This is a genomic window from Micromonospora sp. NRRL B-16802 (assembly GCF_001279555.1).
Classification (GTDB): Bacteria; Actinomycetota; Actinomycetes; order Mycobacteriales; family Micromonosporaceae; genus Micromonospora; species Micromonospora profundi.
Genome location: NZ_LGEB01000097.1, coordinates 177,554 through 193,319, shown reverse-complemented (window position 1 = coordinate 193,319; position 15,766 = coordinate 177,554). Strand labels below are relative to the sequence as shown.

The following is a 15,766-nucleotide window of genomic DNA, read 5'->3' as shown; positions in this document are numbered from 1 at the left end:
CAGCCGTCAGCAGGAAAGGGCCGGTGCGCTACCCATGATCACTATCGTCGCCGACAGGCCGCGGACCGACTACCCACATTGGCCGGTACCCGCGGAACGACGCACAGTCACCGTGCTGTTCGTCGACATCGTCGGCTCCACAGCACTTGTCGACAGGCTCGACCCCGAGGACGTCCGCGCCCTGCAACGCGCGTACTTCGACACCGTCGCCGGAGTGCTGCACCGCTGGCAGGGCGTTGTCGAGAAGTACGTCGGCGACGCGGTGATGGCACTGTTCGGGGCGCGGCACTCCGACGGCTTCGACGCGTACCGGGCGGTGCGCGCGGGACTGGAGATCCAGGCCGCGCTGGACCGTCGCTCGACGGTCGGCGACATCCGGCTGCGGGTCCGCGTGGGCGTCGCCACCGGCGAGGTGGTGGTCGACCTGGGCGACGCGGTCAGCGGGGGCCACGGCGTCGCCAGCGGCGCGGTGATCACCACGGCGGCCCGCCTCCAGGAGTACGCGCCTCCCGGCGCCGTCGCGCTCTGCGCCACCACGGCCCGGGCCACCGCCGGTCTGATCGCCCAACGCCAACTGGTATCGGTGCCGGTCTCCGGCCGGGTGTCGCCGATGCCGGTCTGGCATGCCGTCGGCCCGATACGCCCCAGCGTCGCCCGGCACGACGGCCCACTGATCGGCCGCCGCCGCGAGCTGGCCACCATCTCCGAGCAGCTGACCCGGGCGCTGCGGGAGCGCTCGCCCCGCTGGGTGTCAGTGGTCGGCCCGACCGGCAGCGGCCGTAGCCGCATGCTGCACGAGCTGACCCGAACGCTGTCCACGATGGACGACGTGTCGGTGCGGTGGTGCGTGGTGGGCTGCCCGCCGTACCCCGATCAGGTTCTCGCGCCGGTCGCGGAGCTGGTCCGCAACCTGGCCGGGATCCGGCACGGTGACGGCCCGGCCACGGTCCGCAAACGCCTGACCGACACCTTGACGCCGTTGTTCACACCGGACCGGGTCGCAGCGGCGGTGCCGGCGTTGCAGCAGCTGCTTGCCGTTCCGGACGGCGGCGCCGACGCCCTGACCGGCGCAGCGATCTGCCGCGACGTCCTGCTGCGCCTGGCCGCCGACGGCCCGCTCGTCGTCGCAGTGGACGACGTGGACCGGGCCGCGCCGGCCGTGAGCCGGTTCCTGCACGCGCTGTTCAGCACCGCGACGGCGCGCGAGCTCCCGCTGGCGGTGCTCACCGTGCACCAGCCGCAGTGGGCCGACACCCGACCCGGCCCGGCCCGCCGGGTGGCGATCCGGCCGCTGGCCACCGTGCAGTCCGGTCGGCTGCTGCGCCACCTGCTGGCCCGCGCCGGCCAGCCGGTCGCCCTTGTCGACCGGCTGCTGCCGCTGGTCGGAGGACGACCCGGGCACGCGGCCGCGTACGTGGCAGCGATCACGACGTGTGCGGACCCGACGGCGGGCGGGCTGCCCGACGCGGTGCGCAGGGCCGCCGGCGCGGAGCTGGACCGGTTCGGCGGTGAGCACCGTGCGGTGCTGATGGCAGCCGGCACCCTCGACGGCGGGATCTCCGGCGCGGCCATCGACCGCGCGCTCGACTGGGCGCCCGGGCGATCGGCCGCGGCGCTGCGTGATCTGGTCGCCGCCGGGCTGCTGCTCCCCCGCCGCGGCGGCGGGTACGCGTTCACCGCTCCCGCGCTGCGCCAGGTTGCCGCCGAGCGGCTGCCCCGCGCGCTGCGGGCCGTCTTCGCCCGCCGGGCCGCCGGCACTCCGCGCCTGCACAGCGTCCACTCGTTGGCCCGGCAGCCCGACAGCCGCGCTGCCGCCGTCCACCCTGGCGCCGTCAGCGCTGGCACTGTCAGCGCTGGCACTGTCAGCGGCTCGCCCACGCGGCACGCCGAGGTCGTGCGTCTCGACACCGCGTTGGCCGGCTCGGCACCGGTGCCCCGCCGCACTCCCGTCTCGGCGGGCACCCCATCGGCCGCGGCGATCCACGACATCAGCAGTCCGCTGGGCGTGCGACGGCTCCGAGCCGTCGGGTCGGCCGGTCATGCGCCGCCGGCCCGGACCCTGCCGGGGTCCGTGTCGCACGCCGGCACGCTCACTCAGTTACCCCTGCGGTCCGATCGGCTCCCTGCGGCGAACCGTGCGGCGCCCCCCGTGCCAGGCTCTGCGGGACGCCTCACCCGGGCCGGCGTCGGCGCTTTACCCGGTGCGGCGCACGGCGTACCCGCTGTGGTGCCGGTCCGTCCGCTGGAGGGCCTGGCCGCCTCCGCCTGAACGCCCGGCATCACGGGGCAGTGCGGCGAGGCGGACCCCCGCGGCGGACGGGACACGGACCGCGCGCCACGGTGGGAGGCAGCGTTACCTGTCGATCGTTCAGCCGGCGGCCAGGAAGGCCAGCACCCGTGGCCAGGCCGCGTCGGCTGCGTCCGGGGCGTACTCGTCGAGGTCGGGGTCGGTGAACAGGTGCCCCGCGCCGGGGTAGCGGAACACCGTCAGGTCGGCACCGGCGTCGGTCATGGCCCGCTGCCACTCGTCGACCTCGTCCGGCGCGTCGTACGGGTCCGGGTCGGCGAGGTGCAGGTGCACCGGCAACCCGGGTCGAACCGCGTCCGGCGCGCCACCGGTGCCGTGCAGCAGGAGCAGCGCGGCGGCGTCGGGGCGTTCGGCGAGCAGCGCTCCTGCGACACCGGCGCCCATCGAGAAGCCGGCGAGCACGGTCTCCGGCGGGAGGTCCCGCAGCGCTGTGCGGGCCCGGTCGAGCACCACCTCGTGGCCGACCTTGTCGAGCAGCGCGAAGCCCTCCTCGACGGTTTCGGTGGCGGGCACTCCGTACAGGTCGGGGGTGACGACCCGGTGCCCGGCGGCGCGCAGCCGGTCGGCGGCGGCGCGTACGGCGGGTCGCAGCCCGTACACCGAATGGAACAGCACGACGTGTCGCATCAGGTCATCCTGCCGCAGCGCGACGACGATTCCGGTGCGGCCACGCGGGAGCGCGGTCAGGCCAACGCCGTCAGCCGGTCCACCAGTTCCGACGGCGGCGGCATGGCGGCGATCTCCCGGCTGACCTCCGCGGCGGCGATGCGGAGGCCGTCGTCGGTGAGCAGGCGGGTGAGCGTCAGCGCGGTGATGTCGCGGGGGCGCAGGGCCAGGCCGGCACCTCGACGGGCCACCAGCTCGGCGTTGTGCCGCCGGTCCCCCGCGCCCACGGTGGCCAGTTGGGGCAGGCCGGCGGCGAGAGCACCGAGGGCACTGCCCGCACCGCCGTGGTGGACCAGCGCCGCGCTCGCCGGCAACGCCTCGTCGAGCGGAATCCAGTCGACCACCCGCACGTTGCCGGGCAGCGACCGAGCCGACCGCGCATCGGGCCGGACCAGCACGATCTCGGCGTCCACCCCGGCGGCCGCGGCCACCACGGCGGGCATCGGCCCTCGGTCGCCGGGGCCGGTGAGGGTGCTGCGGGTGACCAGGATCCGGGGCCGCTCCCCCGGCTCACGCAGCCACGCCGGCAGCTCGCCGCCGCCGGCATAGGAGTCGTACCGCATCGGCCAGCCGCTCTGGGCGGCCACGCTGGGCGGAGCCACGGCGAGCGCGGCGGCCGGCGGCGGTAGCTCGGCCAGGCCGTGCCGGCGCAGGGCGGCGCCGAGCCGGGCGGTGGTGGCACGGACCAGTTCCCGGCCGTCGAAGAGGGCGTTCTCCTGGCGTACGGCCGGAATGTCGAGCCGCGCGGCGGCGACCGCTCCGGCGACGGCGAACGGCTCGTGCAACACCAGATCCGGCTGCCACCGGGTGGCAAGCGCGACCACCGAATCGGTGAGGTAGTCGTTGAGCTTGCCGAACAGCAGGCCGGCGCCCCGGGTGCCGGCGGTGCCGGCCAGCTCGGCGCGCGCGATCAGCGGATGACGGGGGAAGACCCGCAGCGCGATCCGGCCGAAGTCGAACCCCGGCGCGATGTCGTGCACCGGCAGGCCGGCGTCGGCGGCTGCCAGCCCGCCGCCACCGGTGGCCAGCAGTACGTCATGGCCGGCGTCGCGTAGCGCGAGAGCGAGCGGCACGAGCGGGAAGACGTGCCCGACCAGCGGGGCGGAGACCACCAGCACGCGCATGGACGCTGATCCTATGTCAACAGAGCTGGAGCCGAATGCCCGTGCGGCCCGGGGCACCCCTGCCGACCAGGCCGCCAGATCCGGCTGTACGCGGTGCGCCGGGCTGGCCATCCGACCAGCCCGGCGCATCTCTGATCATCGCCCTGCCATTCTTTAGCAGTTGCCAAGAATGTGCAACAAGGTCTGGACAGTGCTCCGCAGCGGTAACTAGTCTGCTCGCCATGACTCCTTACCTCGTGGAACCGTGGGCCTGGCAGGAGAGCTGGGACCGTCAGCAGGAGGCGTACATGCCGGACCGGGAACACCGGTTCACCGCCATGCTCGACGCCCTCGACGCCGTACTCGATCGTCGACCGCCACGCCTGCTCGACCTGGCCGGCGGCACCGGCACCATCTCGCTGCGGGCGTTGGCGCGCTTCCCCGACGCCGAGGTGACACTGCTGGACCTGGACCCGGCGTTGCTTGCCATCGCCGGCGCCTCGCTGGGCGACCGGGCCGAGATCGTCACGGCCGACCTCGGCACCCCCGAGTGGCGCTCCGCGCTCCCCCACCAGGAGTACGACGGCGTGCTCACCGCCACCGCCCTGCACTGGCTGCCCGGCGACCGGCTCGGCCAGCTGTACGCGGAGATCCGCGACGTCCTGCGACCAGGCGGGATCTTCGTCAACGCCGACCACATGCCCGACGACGCCCTGCCCGAGCTGACGAAGCGGATGACCGGACGGGCGCGCGAGCGCCGCCAGGCGCGGTACGCCACCGGTTCGATGCTCTCCTGGTCAGACTGGTGGGCGCGGGCTGGTGCCGACCCGACGCTGGCCCCGCTCGTCGCCGAGCGGCACGCCATCTACCCGACCGGGCACAGCCCAGAGTGGGCCCCTGCGGTGTCCTGGCACGTGAAGACACTCACCGAGGCCGGGTTCACCGAGGTCGGGACGGTGTGGCGCGGCGGCTCGGACGCCGCCGTGGCGGCAGTACGCTGAGCAGTCGTGCCAGAGCCGCCCGAGCCGCGTACCGATCCGGACGTCGACCTGCGGGTCCCCGCCGACCGACAGGAGTTGGCCGTCCATCCCCTGGCGGTGCTCGCCGCGATCGCGGCCGGCGGGGTGCTCGGCGCGCTGGCTCGGGCCGGTCTGCAACACGCCGCCCCGCATCCGCCCACCGGCTTCCCGTGGGCGACCTTCGCGGTCAACCTGTCCGGCTGCCTGCTCGTCGGCGTACTGATGGCGGTGCTCGGGCACCTCGGCGTCGGGCACCCCCTGGCCCGCCCGTTTCTCGGTGTCGGGGTGCTCGGCGGTTTCACCACCTTCTCCACCTACGCGGTGGACGTCCAGGAGGCGTTTGTCGCGGGCGCACCGGGCACGGCCGTGGCTTACCTGGCTGCCACGGTGTTCGGGGCGCTCGCGGCGGTCGCCGTGGGCGACGCGGCCGCGTCGGGACTGCTGCGGCGTCGGGTGGCCCGATGACAGTGCTGCTCATCGCGCTGGGCGCCGCCGTCGGGGCCCCGCTGCGCTATCTCGTCGACCGGGCCGTGCAGTCCCGGCACGACTCGGCGTTTCCGTGGGGGACGCTGACGGTGAACGTGGCCGGCTCACTGCTGCTCGGCGTCCTCGTCGGCCTGCCTGCCGGTCCGGCGGTGAGCGCCCTGCTCGGCACCGGGTTCTGCGGTGCGCTGACCACCTACTCCACATTCAGCTACGAGACGCTGCGCCTCGCGCAGACCGGCAAGCGGCTCCTCGCGCTGGCGAACGTGATGCTCAGCGTCGCCGCCGGGCTCGCCGCCGCCGTCGCCGGCTACGCCCTGGCCCACGCCCTGCTCGGCTGACCACAACAGCCGCCTGGCCCGCAGGCAACGGTGCCCCACCGCATCGAACACACCGAGGGTATATACGCGAGGTATACACCCGGGGTAGCCTGCTGACATGAGTGTCCCACTGACCCTTCTCGGCCTCCTCGAACGGGAGCCCAGCCACGGCTACGACCTGAAGCGCGACTACGACGCCTTCTTCGGCCGGGGCAAGCCGCTGCCGTTCGGCCAGGTCTACTCCACCCTCAGCCGCCTGGCCCGGGACGGCAAGGTGGTGATCAGTGACGTGGCCCCCGGCGCCGGCCCCGACCGCAAGCGCTACGTCATCACCGACCTCGGTGCGACCGAGGTCGAGCAGTGGCTGACCCAGCCGGTCGAGCCCGAGCCGCACCTTCAGACGGTCCTCTTCGCCAAGGTCGTGCTCGCGCTGATGCTGGACCGGCCGGCCGGCGAGTACCTCGACATGCAGCGCAGTGCGCACCTGCAACGGATGCGTGAGCTCACCGAGGTCAAGCGCGCCGGCAGTCTGGTCGACGCGCTGCTCGCCGACCACGGCCTCTACCACCTGGAGGCCGACCTCCGGTGGATCGAGATGACAAACGCCCGGTTGGACGCCCTGCGAAAGGCGGTACGGCAATGAGCGTGGTGATCGAAGCACGCGACGTGAAGCTCTCCTTCGGCCGGACGCCCGCGCTGCGTGGCGCCACCCTCAGCGTGAGCGCGGGCGAGATCGTCGCCGTCATGGGTCCGAGCGGCTCGGGCAAGTCCACACTGCTGCACTGCCTCGCCGGCATCCTCGTGCCCGACTCCGGCGAGATCCACTTCGCCGGCAACCGGGTCGACACCCTCACCGAAGCCGCGCGCAGCAGCCTGCGCCGGGACCGCTTCGGCTTCGTGTTCCAGTTCGGTCAGCTCGTGCCCGAGCTCACCGCTGCGGAGAACGTCGCCCTGCCACTGCTGCTCAGCGGCGTCCGTCGACCGCGGGCGCTGCGCCGGGCGTACGCCTGGTTCGAACGCCTCGGCCTCGACGGCCTGGAGCAGCGCCGGTCCGGCGAGTTGTCCGGTGGGCAGGCGCAGCGCGTCGCCCTCGCCCGTGGCCTGGTCGCCGAACCGCAGGTGCTCTTCGCCGACGAGCCGACCGGCGCGCTCGACTCGCTCACCGGCGAGCAGGTAATGGACCTGCTGGTCAGCGCCGCCCGCGAGCAGGGCACCACGGTCATCCTGGTCACCCACGAACCCAGGATCGCCGCGTACGCCGACCGTGAGGTCATGGTCCGCGACGGGCGCGTGAACGCGCCGGACCGGATCGCCTCGTGATCGGCTTCGGGCTGCGCCTTGCCGTGGCCGGCGGCCGGGAGGCACTCACCCGCCTGGCCATCATCGCCGCCGCCGTCGCTGTCGGCAGCGGGCTGCTGCTCGCCACCCTCGCCGGGGTCAACGCCGTCAACTCCCAGCTCACCAGGTACGCGTCGATGTATCCCAGCGCCTCCACGGGCGGCGACGCCGACCCGCTGTGGTGGTCGACCCGGGACGACTTCTTCCACGGTAAGCAGATCACCCGGATCGATGTCGCCGCCACCGGGGCGGGCGCGCCGACGCCGGTCGGCATCCCGACCGTCCCCGGGCCCGGGGAGTTCTACACCTCGCCCGCGTTGCGGGAACTGCTCGCCACTCACCCGGCCGACCAACTGGGCGACCGCTATCCGGGGCGCGACCTCGGCACCGTCGGCCCGGCCGGATTGGCCTCACCGGACGCCCTGCTCGTCGTCATGGGCGGCACCCCCGATGAGGTCGCTGAGTTGCCGCTGGCCCGGCAGGTCACAAGCGTCGGTGACGCGCCCGCGCTGCCCGAGACGACGGTGAACCTCATCCTGGGCGTGGTCGCCGGTGGGCTGCTGTTCCCGGTGCTGATCTTCATCGGCACCGCCACCAGGCTCAGCGCCGCCCGCCGGGAGCAGCGCTTCGCCGCGATGCGCCTGGTCGGCGCGACACCGAAGCAGATCGGGGTCGTCGCCGCGGTGGAGGCGACCACAGCGGGCGTCACCGGCACCGCCGTCGGCTTCCTGCTGTTCTTCGCATTCCGGGGATCGCTGGCGAGCATCCCGTTCACCGGTATGCCGTTCTTCCCGAGCGACATGTCACTGGGCATCCTGGACGTCCTGCTCGTCGCGCTCGGCGTCCCCGCTGGCGCGGCGGTGGCGGCGGCGGTGTCGCTGCGCCGGGTACGGATCTCGCCGCTGGGCGTCACCCGCCGGGTCACGCCACGCCCACCTCGCGCGTACCGGCTGATCCCGCTCCTGCTCGGCGTCGGCGTGCTGGTGTTCGCGCTGGGCTACCGGCCACCGACCTCCGACGGTCAGGCGGCGGTGTTCCTGCCCGGTCTGCTGCTCATCATGACCGGGCTGGTGCTGGCCGGCCCCTGGTTGACGATGGTCGGCGCCCGCGTCATGGCTCGGTACGCCAGCCGCCCGGCCACCCTCATCGCCGCGCGACGCCTCGCCGACAACCCGAAGGCCGGGTTCCGGGCCATCAGTGGCATCATGCTCGCGCTCTTCGTCACGACAGTGGCCGTCGGCGTGATCACCACGATCGTCGACAACCGTGGGCCGGCGCCGATCGGCTCGACGGCAGCCGGCACGGTGTCGATGGACTTCGGCGAGAAGGCACCGACAATGCCCGACACGCTGCTCACCGACCTGCGCTCGGTCACCGGCGTACGGCACGCTTCAGTGGTGCTGGAGAACCCGGACATGCGGACCGCCAGCGAGCCCGGTCTGATCGCGTGCGCCGACCTCCCGAGCGCGTACGGGCGGTGCCCCGACGGCGCGGACGTCGCCGAGGTGGCGACAGGCCTCGTCCCCTTCCGGGAGACGGCATCGTCCACAAGGGTCTGGCAGGCCGCGACGGTCCCGCTCGGTGAGCTTCAACGGCTGCCGGTGATGTCGATCGTCGTCAACACCGACGGCTCCGCCGCCGCCGTCGAGCGTTCGCGTACCGTCCTGGAGACCGCCCTACCGGCCTTCCGGGTGGCGCCGAACGTGCCAGGTGACTTCGAGTCGAGCTTCGCCGACACGCTGCGCGGCTGGGGGCAGCTGGCAAACGTCACAATCATCGCCAGCCTCGCGCTGGCCGGGTGCAGCCTCGCGGTCAGCGTGATCGGCGGCCTCAGCGAACGCCGACGCCCGTTCAGCCTGCTGCGCCTCAGCGGGGCGCCGGTGCGGGTCCTACGCCGGGTGGTGGCGCTGGAGAGCGCCGTACCGATGCTCGCCGTCGCCGCGGTCGCCATCGGCATGGGCCTGGTCGCCGCGCACCTGTTCCTGCGGGCACAGATGGGCTACACGCTCGTCGCGCCGGGGCCCGGCTTCTACGTGATCGTCGTCGTCGGGTTGGCGGCGTGCCTCGGCATCATCGCCTCCACCCTGCCACTGCTGGAACGCCTCACCGGGCCGCAGACAGCCCGCAGCGAATGAGCGTCATTGGCCCGGCGGTCGGGAGAGCGACCACCGGGCCAATGACGTATGCGCCTCAGCGGGCGTGGCGCTCCGGGTGCGCCCGGTTCCACACCCGCATCCGCTCCGGGTAGCCGGTGCGGGCGGCCTCGTACAGCGGCACCGCGTGCCTGCGGGCGATGTCGCCCGCCGCGCGGGGCGTGCCCGTCCGGCGGCGAATCCACTCACCGTCGTGCGCGATAGCCATCACCGTGGTGTCGGTAGCGGTGGTCTCCGGCTCCAGGTAGAACTCCACACCTTGCCGGCTGGTGACGAACGCCTCCAGCGCCGCGAGGTCCTCCCGGGTCGCCTCCCGATCCAGCTTCGTCGGGGTCGCTCCGGCGTCCCGGGACCGTCGACTGAACCAGCCCATGCCCCACCCCTCTCCTCGACGACCTCCAGTGCACCACCGAATCCTGGCAATATGCTGCACGCCGGGTGGGAGTGAGCTGGTCAAGCCGCGGATGGAACCTCCCGGGCGCGGGCGGTGTCATGAGTGTGATCCCCACCGGAGGCCCTCCTGGACGACGACGTGCTCGTCACCCGCGCTCGGGCAGGTGACCTGGAGGCGTACGACCTCCTGGTCGCCCGGCACACCGCGTCCGCGTACCGGACGGCGGTGCTGCTCGGGGCGGGATCGGACTCCGAGGACGTCGTCCAGGAGTCGTTCGTGAAGGCTCACCACGGCCTTGCCCGCTACCGGGGCGAGTCGTCCTTCCGGGCGTGGCTGCTGGCGATCGTCGCCAACGAGACCCGGAACCTGCACCGGACGCGCTCCCGCCGCGACGGGCTCGTCCTGCGGGCCGCGGCGGCACACCCGGGGTCCGAGATCACCGGGGACGACGCCGTCGACGCGGTGCTGGCCGGGGAGCGCCGCGCCACGCTTGTGCGGGCGCTACGCCAACTGCCGGGCCGGGACCGCGAGGTGATCGTCTGTCGGTTCTTCCTCGACCTCAGCGAGGAGGAGACGGTGGCGATGCTGGGCTGGCCCCGGGGCACTGTGAAGTCGCGGACGTCGCGGGCACTGGCGAAGCTCCGCCGCCTGCTCGACGGTGCGGAGGTCCGCCATGGATGACCTCGAAAGGGAACTACGCGACCTCTCGGCCTGGCTGGAGACACCCGACCCGCCCGACGTCACCGCGCGCGTACGCGCACAGCTCACGCCGCCCGTGCCCCGCCGACGCCGGTGGCGCCGGTACGTCGCCGCAGCGCTTGTCGCCGTGCTGGTGGCGGTGCTGCCGCCGGGACGGGCTGCGCTCGCCGACGCCGTCGCCGGGTTGCTGCGCTTCGCGGGAGTCACCGTCGCCACGTCGCCAGGCCCGCAGGCGCCCACCGGCACTCCGTCGCCATTGCCGGCGCAGCGGATCACCACAGTGGACGAGGCACAACGGGTGGTGCGCTTCCCCATCCGACTGCCGGCGAAGCTCGGCGTACCCGAGCAGGTGCTTGTCGCCGACCCCGACGGCGCGGGCAGGTACCGGGTGGCGACGCTGCTCTACGACGGGGGCGCGCTGCGCGTCGACGCCTTCGACGGTCGTCTCGACGTGGCCTTCCACAAGCGGGTCAGCGGCCCGATCGTGGAGTGGACGCAGGTCCACGGCGACTTCGCCGTGTGGGTCGACGGCCCGCACACGCTCGCCTATGTGGACCGGGCGGGGACGGTCCGGATGTCGACCGCCCGGCTCGCGGCCTCGACCCTGATCTGGCAGGACCGTGGCGTGAGCTACCGGATCGAGGGCGATCTCACCAGGGCCGAGGCCGTCGGGATCGCCGAGTCGCTGCGCTAGCCGGAACCCACCGCATCCGGCCGGTGTCGTCCTGGTGAGACGTGCATCGACGTGTGCCGGGAAGGAGCGAGATGGGTTCCAGGGGCATGGTTCTGCTGGCGTCGGTCGTCCTGCTGGCGGGCTGCACGACAGGCCAGCCGGCCACACCGGACGGCCCGGGGGCAACAAGCTGCGGCTCGCGGGTCGAGACGGGTGCCCTGCCCGACTGGGCGGACGCCGGGTTCAGCGGTGACGCCCACGCTCCGCACGTCCTCGGCGCGAAGGGCGACATCGTGGCCGTGCTGTTCGGCCACCCACTGGCGCAGGTCAGGCAGGACGGGTCGAGCAACAAGATCCTGTGGGTTGCCCGCACGTCCACCGACGCGCCATCGGCGCCGCTGGCGATCACCGCGACGCTCGACGGTACCGACACCAGGGTGGTCCGGGAGGTCGCCGGCGGTCCCGGCCCGTCGATCATCGACCTGCCGCGGGCCGGTTGCTGGCGTCTCGACCTCCGCTGGGCCGGCCACACCGACACGATGACCCTCGTGTACGCCGAACAGATGCCCTGATTGAGAAGCGGGAGGTACTACTCACTCCCTGCCACTCTCAACATATATCGCAGGCGGGGCCTTGTGGCAAGACCCGGGTGATGCCCCAGAATTGCCCGGCCAACGCCCTAACCTGCGGAAATGGGAGCCACGAGAATGCGGCCTGATGCCGTGAAGCCCTCGACCACAAGCGTGTTCGACCTTCCCGACCGCCTGCGCGCCAAGGCCGACACGACGCTGATCGGCGCGGACGAGCAGCACTTCACGGCCATCGCGCACAGCCTGGAGGAGACGGCCGCCGACCTGTCCGACCGCCTCGACACGGCGCGCAGGGCACCGGCGGGCAAGGGCCGGCAGGCGTCGGACCGCGACCAGGAGGTCCGCCGATTGACAAGCCGGCTGCGTACGCTGCGGCGCTTCGGCCTGGACCTGTGCCTCGGACGCATGGTGAGCGCCGACAACCTCCAACCGGTGTACGTGGGACGACGCGGTCTCACCGACAGCGACGGCCGACAGTTGCTCCTCGACTGGCGCTCCCCCGCCGCCGAGCCGTTCTTCGGGGCGACCCACGCCAACCCGATGGGACTGGCGAGCCGCCGCCGGTACCGCTGGACGCTGGGCCGGATCACCGACTACTGGGACGAGGTGTTCACTCCCGACGGGTTGCAGGGGCACGTCGCCCTCGACGACCAGTCCGCCTTCATCGCCAGTCTGGGCGGCAGCCGGTCCAGCCGGATGCGGGACGTCCTGAGCACCATCCAGGCCGACCAGGACGCCATCATCCGCGCCGGATCCAGCGGCGCGCTCGTCGTCGACGGCGGTCCGGGCACGGGGAAGACAGTCGTCGCGCTGCACCGCACCGCCTACCTCCTCTACGCCGACCCGCGCCTCGGTCACCGCCGGGGCGGCGTGCTGTTCGTCGGGCCGCACCAGCCCTACCTGGCGTACGTCGCCGACGTCCTGCCCAGCCTCGGCGAGGAGGACGTACAGACCTGCACCCTGCGCGACCTCGTCCCGCAGGGCGCCGGGGCGACGGTCGAGACCGACCCCGACGTGGCCCGGTTGAAGTCGTCAGTGGAGATGGTGACGGCGATCGAGGCGGCCGTCCGGTTCTACGAGGAGCCACCGGCCACGGGGATGACTGTCGGGACCGAGGACGCCGACCTCCGGCTGAGCGCCGACGACTGGGCCGAGGCGTTCGAGGCGGCGGGACCGGGCACGCCGCACAACGAGGCGCGGGACGAGATCTGGGAGGCGCTGCTCACGATCCTCGTCGACAGGTACGACGGTGACGAGTCGGAGGATCTCGTCCGCGGCTCGCTGGCACGCAACCGGGACCTGCGGACGGCCTTCAACAGAGCCTGGCCGCTGCTCGACGCGGCCGACCTCGTCGGAGACCTGTGGTCGGTGCCCGCGTACCTGCGCAGGTGCGCGCCCTGGCTCAGCCCCGACGAGGTCCGCACGCTCCAGCGCGGCGACGCCCAAGCGTGGACGGTGTCGGACCTGCCACTCCTGGACGCCGCACGACAGCGACTCGGCGACCGGGAGGCGTCCGGACGCCGACGCCGGCACGACGCCACCATCGCCGTCGAACGCGAACGCATGTCCGCTGTCGTGGACGACCTGATCGAGGCCCACACCTACGACGACGGCGAAGGGGTGCTGTCGAGCCTGCGTCAACTGGACCTCCAGGACGCCCTTGTCGACGGGGCCGCGCTGCCCACCGTCGAGCCGGACCTGCTCGCCGGCCCGTTCGCGCACATCGTCGTGGACGAGGCACAGGAGTTGACCGACGCCGAGTGGCAGATGCTGCTGCTGCGCTGCCCGTCGCGGAGCTTCACCATCGTCGGGGACCGCGCGCAGGCCCGGCACGGGTTCACCGAGTCGTGGCGGGAACGGCTCGAACGAATCGGACTGGACCGTGTCGACCTGGCCTCGCTGAGCATCAACTACCGGACGCCGGCAGAGATCATGACGGAGGCCGAGCCGGTCATCCGGGCCGTGCTGCCGGACGCCAACGTGCCGACGTCGATCCGGCGCGACGGCGTCCCCGTCGTACACGGATCTGCTGTTGATCTGGGCTCGGTCCTCGACGCCTGGCTCGCCACGCACGACGAGGGCGTCGCCTGCGTCATCGGCGATCCCACATTCACCGCGACACCCCGCGTCCGGTCGCTGACCCCGGAACTGGCCAAGGGCCTCGAATTCGACCTGGTCGTGCTCGTCGACCCCGAGTCGTTCGGCGAGGGCATCGAAGGGGCTGTCGACCGCTATGTCGCCATGACCCGAGCGACCCAGCAACTCGTCATCCTCACAAGCTCCTAGGCTGCGGGCGTGGACGAGGACGTGCGGAAAGCCGCGGCGCGCAACAACGCCGAGTGGTGCGACGTCGTCTGCGGCAGTCACGGGGTGGCCGGCTGGTTCGACGCCGACGCCTGGTCGGCGCCCCGCCGCTCCCCGACCTGGTACCCGGACGCCGTCACGCTGCGCCCCGGCGTCGACGCCGACGCCCTGCTGGCCCGGATCGACGCGGGGCCCGGTGCGTCGGTGAAGGACAGCTTCTCCGACCTCGACCTCTCCGGGTACGGCTTTAAGGTGCTCTTCGACGCCCAGTGGATCCACCGCCCACCGACGGACCCTCCGGCCGGACGGCTGCTCAGCAGGGTCACGACGGCGCGGGGGTTGGCCGCGTGGGCGGCGGCGCACGGCGGCGGGGACCTGTTCCGGCCCGCTGTGCTGGCCGACCCCCGGGTACGGGTGCTGGCTCGGTACGACGATCGGGGCGAGGTCGCCGGCGGCGCGGTGGTCAGCGGCGATGGCGTACTCGGCGTCTCCAACCTGTTCGCCGGTACCGGCGGGCCTGACGAGATCTGGCGTGGCGTGCTCGCCACCCTGCCCGGGCTGCCGCTCGTCGGCTACGAATCCGGCCCGGACCTCACGCCCGCCCTCGAAGCGGGCTTCACAGCGGTGGCACCCCTCCGAGTCTGGCTCCGCGAGCCCTCCCCGCCCTCCCCTCCCCGGTGATCATGAGGTTAACGTTCGTCGATGCCGGCGTGTCGTGCCGCCAACCTCATGATCAACGGAGCGAGAGCAGGGCGGGGCGCTTGTCAGGTGAGGAGGGTTAGGTCTTCCTCGGTCAGGTTCAGGGCGGCTGCGGCTATGTTCGCCTCCAGGTGTGTCGGGTCGCTGGTGCCGGGGATGGCCAGCACGTGCGGGCCCTGGTGCAGGGTCCAGGCCAGGCGTACCTGGTGCGGGGTGACGCCGTGGACGCGGGCGACGGCTTCGACCGCCTCGCCCTGCTCGGCGCTCGCACCCGCCTCCCGACCGGTGCCGGCAAGCGCGAAGAACGGCACGTAGGCGATCCCCCGCTCACCGCAGAGCTTCACGAACGCGTCCTGCTCCCGGTAGGCGTCCACGCCGTAGTTGTTCTGCACGCAGACCACCGGCGCGATGCCCGCCACCTCGTCCAGCTGCTCGGGTCGGACGTTGGAGAGCCCGAGGTGCCGGATCAGCCCGGCGGCGCGCAGCTCGGCCAGCGCGCCGAAGCGGTCGACAAGCGGCACCGGCCCCGGCCCCCGGCCGAGGCGCAGGTTGACGACGTCCAGCTGGTCGCGGCCGAGTCGGCGCAGGTTCTCCTCGACCTGGGCCCGCAACTGCGCCGGGGTGTACGCCTCGGTGAAGCCGGCCTGCGGGTCGTACCCGAAGCCGACCTTGGTGACGACCACCAGATCCTCCGGGTACGGGGCGAGCGCCGCGCGGATGAGCTCGGTGGCGTACCGGGCGGGGCCGGTGCCCACCCGCAGCGTGCCGCCGGGTGAGACGTAGAAGGCGGCAGTGTCGATGTGGTTGACACCCAACTCCACGGCGCGACGCAGCAGGGCGATGGCGTGGTTCCGGTCGGGATTCGCGGTGATCCGCATGGAGCCGAAGCCCATCCGGTGCACAGTACGGTCGCCCAGCGTCCAGCTGCCCGCCGCTGCGGCACTGATCTCGTCGGTTGGCATTTGGCGAGGTTAGCCAGCACGGGTGCGGTGCGCAGTCGGCCACGCACCCGATACC

The 15,766-nt window shown here is 72.9% G+C and carries 16 protein-coding genes; 12 read left to right on the top strand and 4 right to left on the bottom strand.

Annotated features, from left to right (window positions below):
• The first annotated feature begins 112 nt into the window (after positions 1–112).
• A complete protein-coding gene (locus tag ADK66_RS26355; RefSeq protein WP_231640201.1) occupies positions 113–2,269 on the top strand; it encodes an AAA family ATPase in 2,157 nt (718 codons plus the stop codon).
• A 99-nt stretch (positions 2,270–2,368) separates the two neighbouring features.
• On the opposite strand, the gene ADK66_RS26350 is transcribed toward ADK66_RS26355, so the two are convergent.
• Together ADK66_RS26350 and ADK66_RS26345 are read right to left on the bottom strand one after the other, a co-directional pair.
• Positions 2,369–2,935 carry a dienelactone hydrolase family protein gene (locus tag ADK66_RS26350; RefSeq protein WP_053659895.1) on the bottom strand — a complete coding sequence of 189 codons (567 nt, stop codon included), beginning with the start codon at positions 2,933–2,935 and terminating at the stop codon, positions 2,369–2,371.
• Between the two features lie 56 nt (positions 2,936–2,991).
• Entirely contained in the window at positions 2,992–4,098 is a 1,107-nt protein-coding gene (locus ADK66_RS26345; protein WP_053659893.1) for a nucleotide disphospho-sugar-binding domain-containing protein, read from the bottom strand.
• A gap of 221 nt (positions 4,099–4,319) precedes the next feature.
• Here ADK66_RS26345 and ADK66_RS26340 point away from each other — a divergent pair, with 221 nt between their 5' ends.
• From ADK66_RS26340 to ADK66_RS26315, 6 genes are all read left to right on the top strand, one after another.
• Positions 4,320–5,078, top strand: a complete 759-nt coding sequence (locus ADK66_RS26340; RefSeq protein ID WP_053659891.1) for a trans-aconitate 2-methyltransferase — start codon at positions 4,320–4,322, stop codon at positions 5,076–5,078.
• A gap of 6 nt (positions 5,079–5,084) precedes the next feature.
• The gene (locus ADK66_RS26335) at positions 5,085–5,561 is read left to right on the top strand and encodes a CrcB family protein (protein ID WP_053659889.1); all 477 of its coding nucleotides are present in this window, start codon (positions 5,085–5,087) and stop codon (positions 5,559–5,561) included.
• On the top strand, positions 5,558–5,920 hold the full coding sequence (crcB, locus tag ADK66_RS26330; protein ID WP_053659887.1) for a fluoride efflux transporter CrcB: 363 nt from the start codon (positions 5,558–5,560) through the stop codon (positions 5,918–5,920). Before ADK66_RS26335 ends, crcB begins: the two co-directional genes overlap by 4 nt.
• A gap of 97 nt (positions 5,921–6,017) precedes the next feature.
• Positions 6,018–6,542, top strand: coding sequence for a PadR family transcriptional regulator (locus tag ADK66_RS26325; protein ID WP_053659885.1), 525 nt, complete (start codon positions 6,018–6,020; stop codon positions 6,540–6,542).
• On the top strand, positions 6,539–7,219 hold the full coding sequence (locus ADK66_RS26320; RefSeq protein WP_053659883.1) for an ABC transporter ATP-binding protein: 681 nt from the start codon (positions 6,539–6,541) through the stop codon (positions 7,217–7,219). Before ADK66_RS26325 ends, ADK66_RS26320 begins: the two co-directional genes overlap by 4 nt.
• The gene (locus tag ADK66_RS26315) at positions 7,216–9,372 is read left to right on the top strand and encodes an FtsX-like permease family protein (RefSeq protein WP_053659881.1); all 2,157 of its coding nucleotides are present in this window, start codon (positions 7,216–7,218) and stop codon (positions 9,370–9,372) included. The genes ADK66_RS26320 and ADK66_RS26315 overlap by 4 nt, the downstream gene beginning before the upstream one ends.
• Positions 9,373–9,427: 55 nt before the next feature.
• Here the strand turns inward: ADK66_RS26315 and ADK66_RS26310 are convergent, their stop codons facing one another.
• Complete coding sequence (locus ADK66_RS26310) at positions 9,428–9,763, bottom strand: hypothetical protein (RefSeq protein ID WP_053659879.1); 336 nt, start codon at positions 9,761–9,763, stop codon at positions 9,428–9,430.
• A gap of 159 nt (positions 9,764–9,922) precedes the next feature.
• Between ADK66_RS26310 and ADK66_RS26305 the strand changes: the two genes are divergently transcribed.
• From ADK66_RS26305 to ADK66_RS26285, 5 genes are all read left to right on the top strand, one after another.
• Positions 9,923–10,465 carry an RNA polymerase sigma factor gene (locus ADK66_RS26305; RefSeq protein ID WP_157552931.1) on the top strand — a complete coding sequence of 181 codons (543 nt, stop codon included), beginning with the start codon at positions 9,923–9,925 and terminating at the stop codon, positions 10,463–10,465.
• A complete protein-coding gene (locus ADK66_RS26300; RefSeq protein ID WP_053659875.1) occupies positions 10,458–11,177 on the top strand; it encodes a hypothetical protein in 720 nt (239 codons plus the stop codon). The genes ADK66_RS26305 and ADK66_RS26300 overlap by 8 nt, the downstream gene beginning before the upstream one ends.
• Before the next feature lie 71 nt (positions 11,178–11,248).
• Entirely contained in the window at positions 11,249–11,728 is a 480-nt protein-coding gene (locus tag ADK66_RS26295; RefSeq protein ID WP_053659873.1) for a hypothetical protein, read from the top strand.
• Between the two features lie 135 nt (positions 11,729–11,863).
• Complete coding sequence (gene helR / locus ADK66_RS26290) at positions 11,864–14,032, top strand: RNA polymerase recycling motor ATPase HelR (RefSeq protein WP_197281644.1); 2,169 nt, start codon at positions 11,864–11,866, stop codon at positions 14,030–14,032.
• 9 nt (positions 14,033–14,041) lie between these two features.
• Positions 14,042–14,731, top strand: a complete 690-nt coding sequence (locus tag ADK66_RS26285; RefSeq protein ID WP_053659869.1) for a hypothetical protein — start codon at positions 14,042–14,044, stop codon at positions 14,729–14,731.
• Between the two features lie 83 nt (positions 14,732–14,814).
• Here the strand turns inward: ADK66_RS26285 and ADK66_RS26280 are convergent, their stop codons facing one another.
• Positions 14,815–15,711 carry an aldo/keto reductase gene (locus ADK66_RS26280; RefSeq protein ID WP_053659867.1) on the bottom strand — a complete coding sequence of 299 codons (897 nt, stop codon included), beginning with the start codon at positions 15,709–15,711 and terminating at the stop codon, positions 14,815–14,817.
• Between the last annotated feature and the right edge of the window lie 55 nt (positions 15,712–15,766).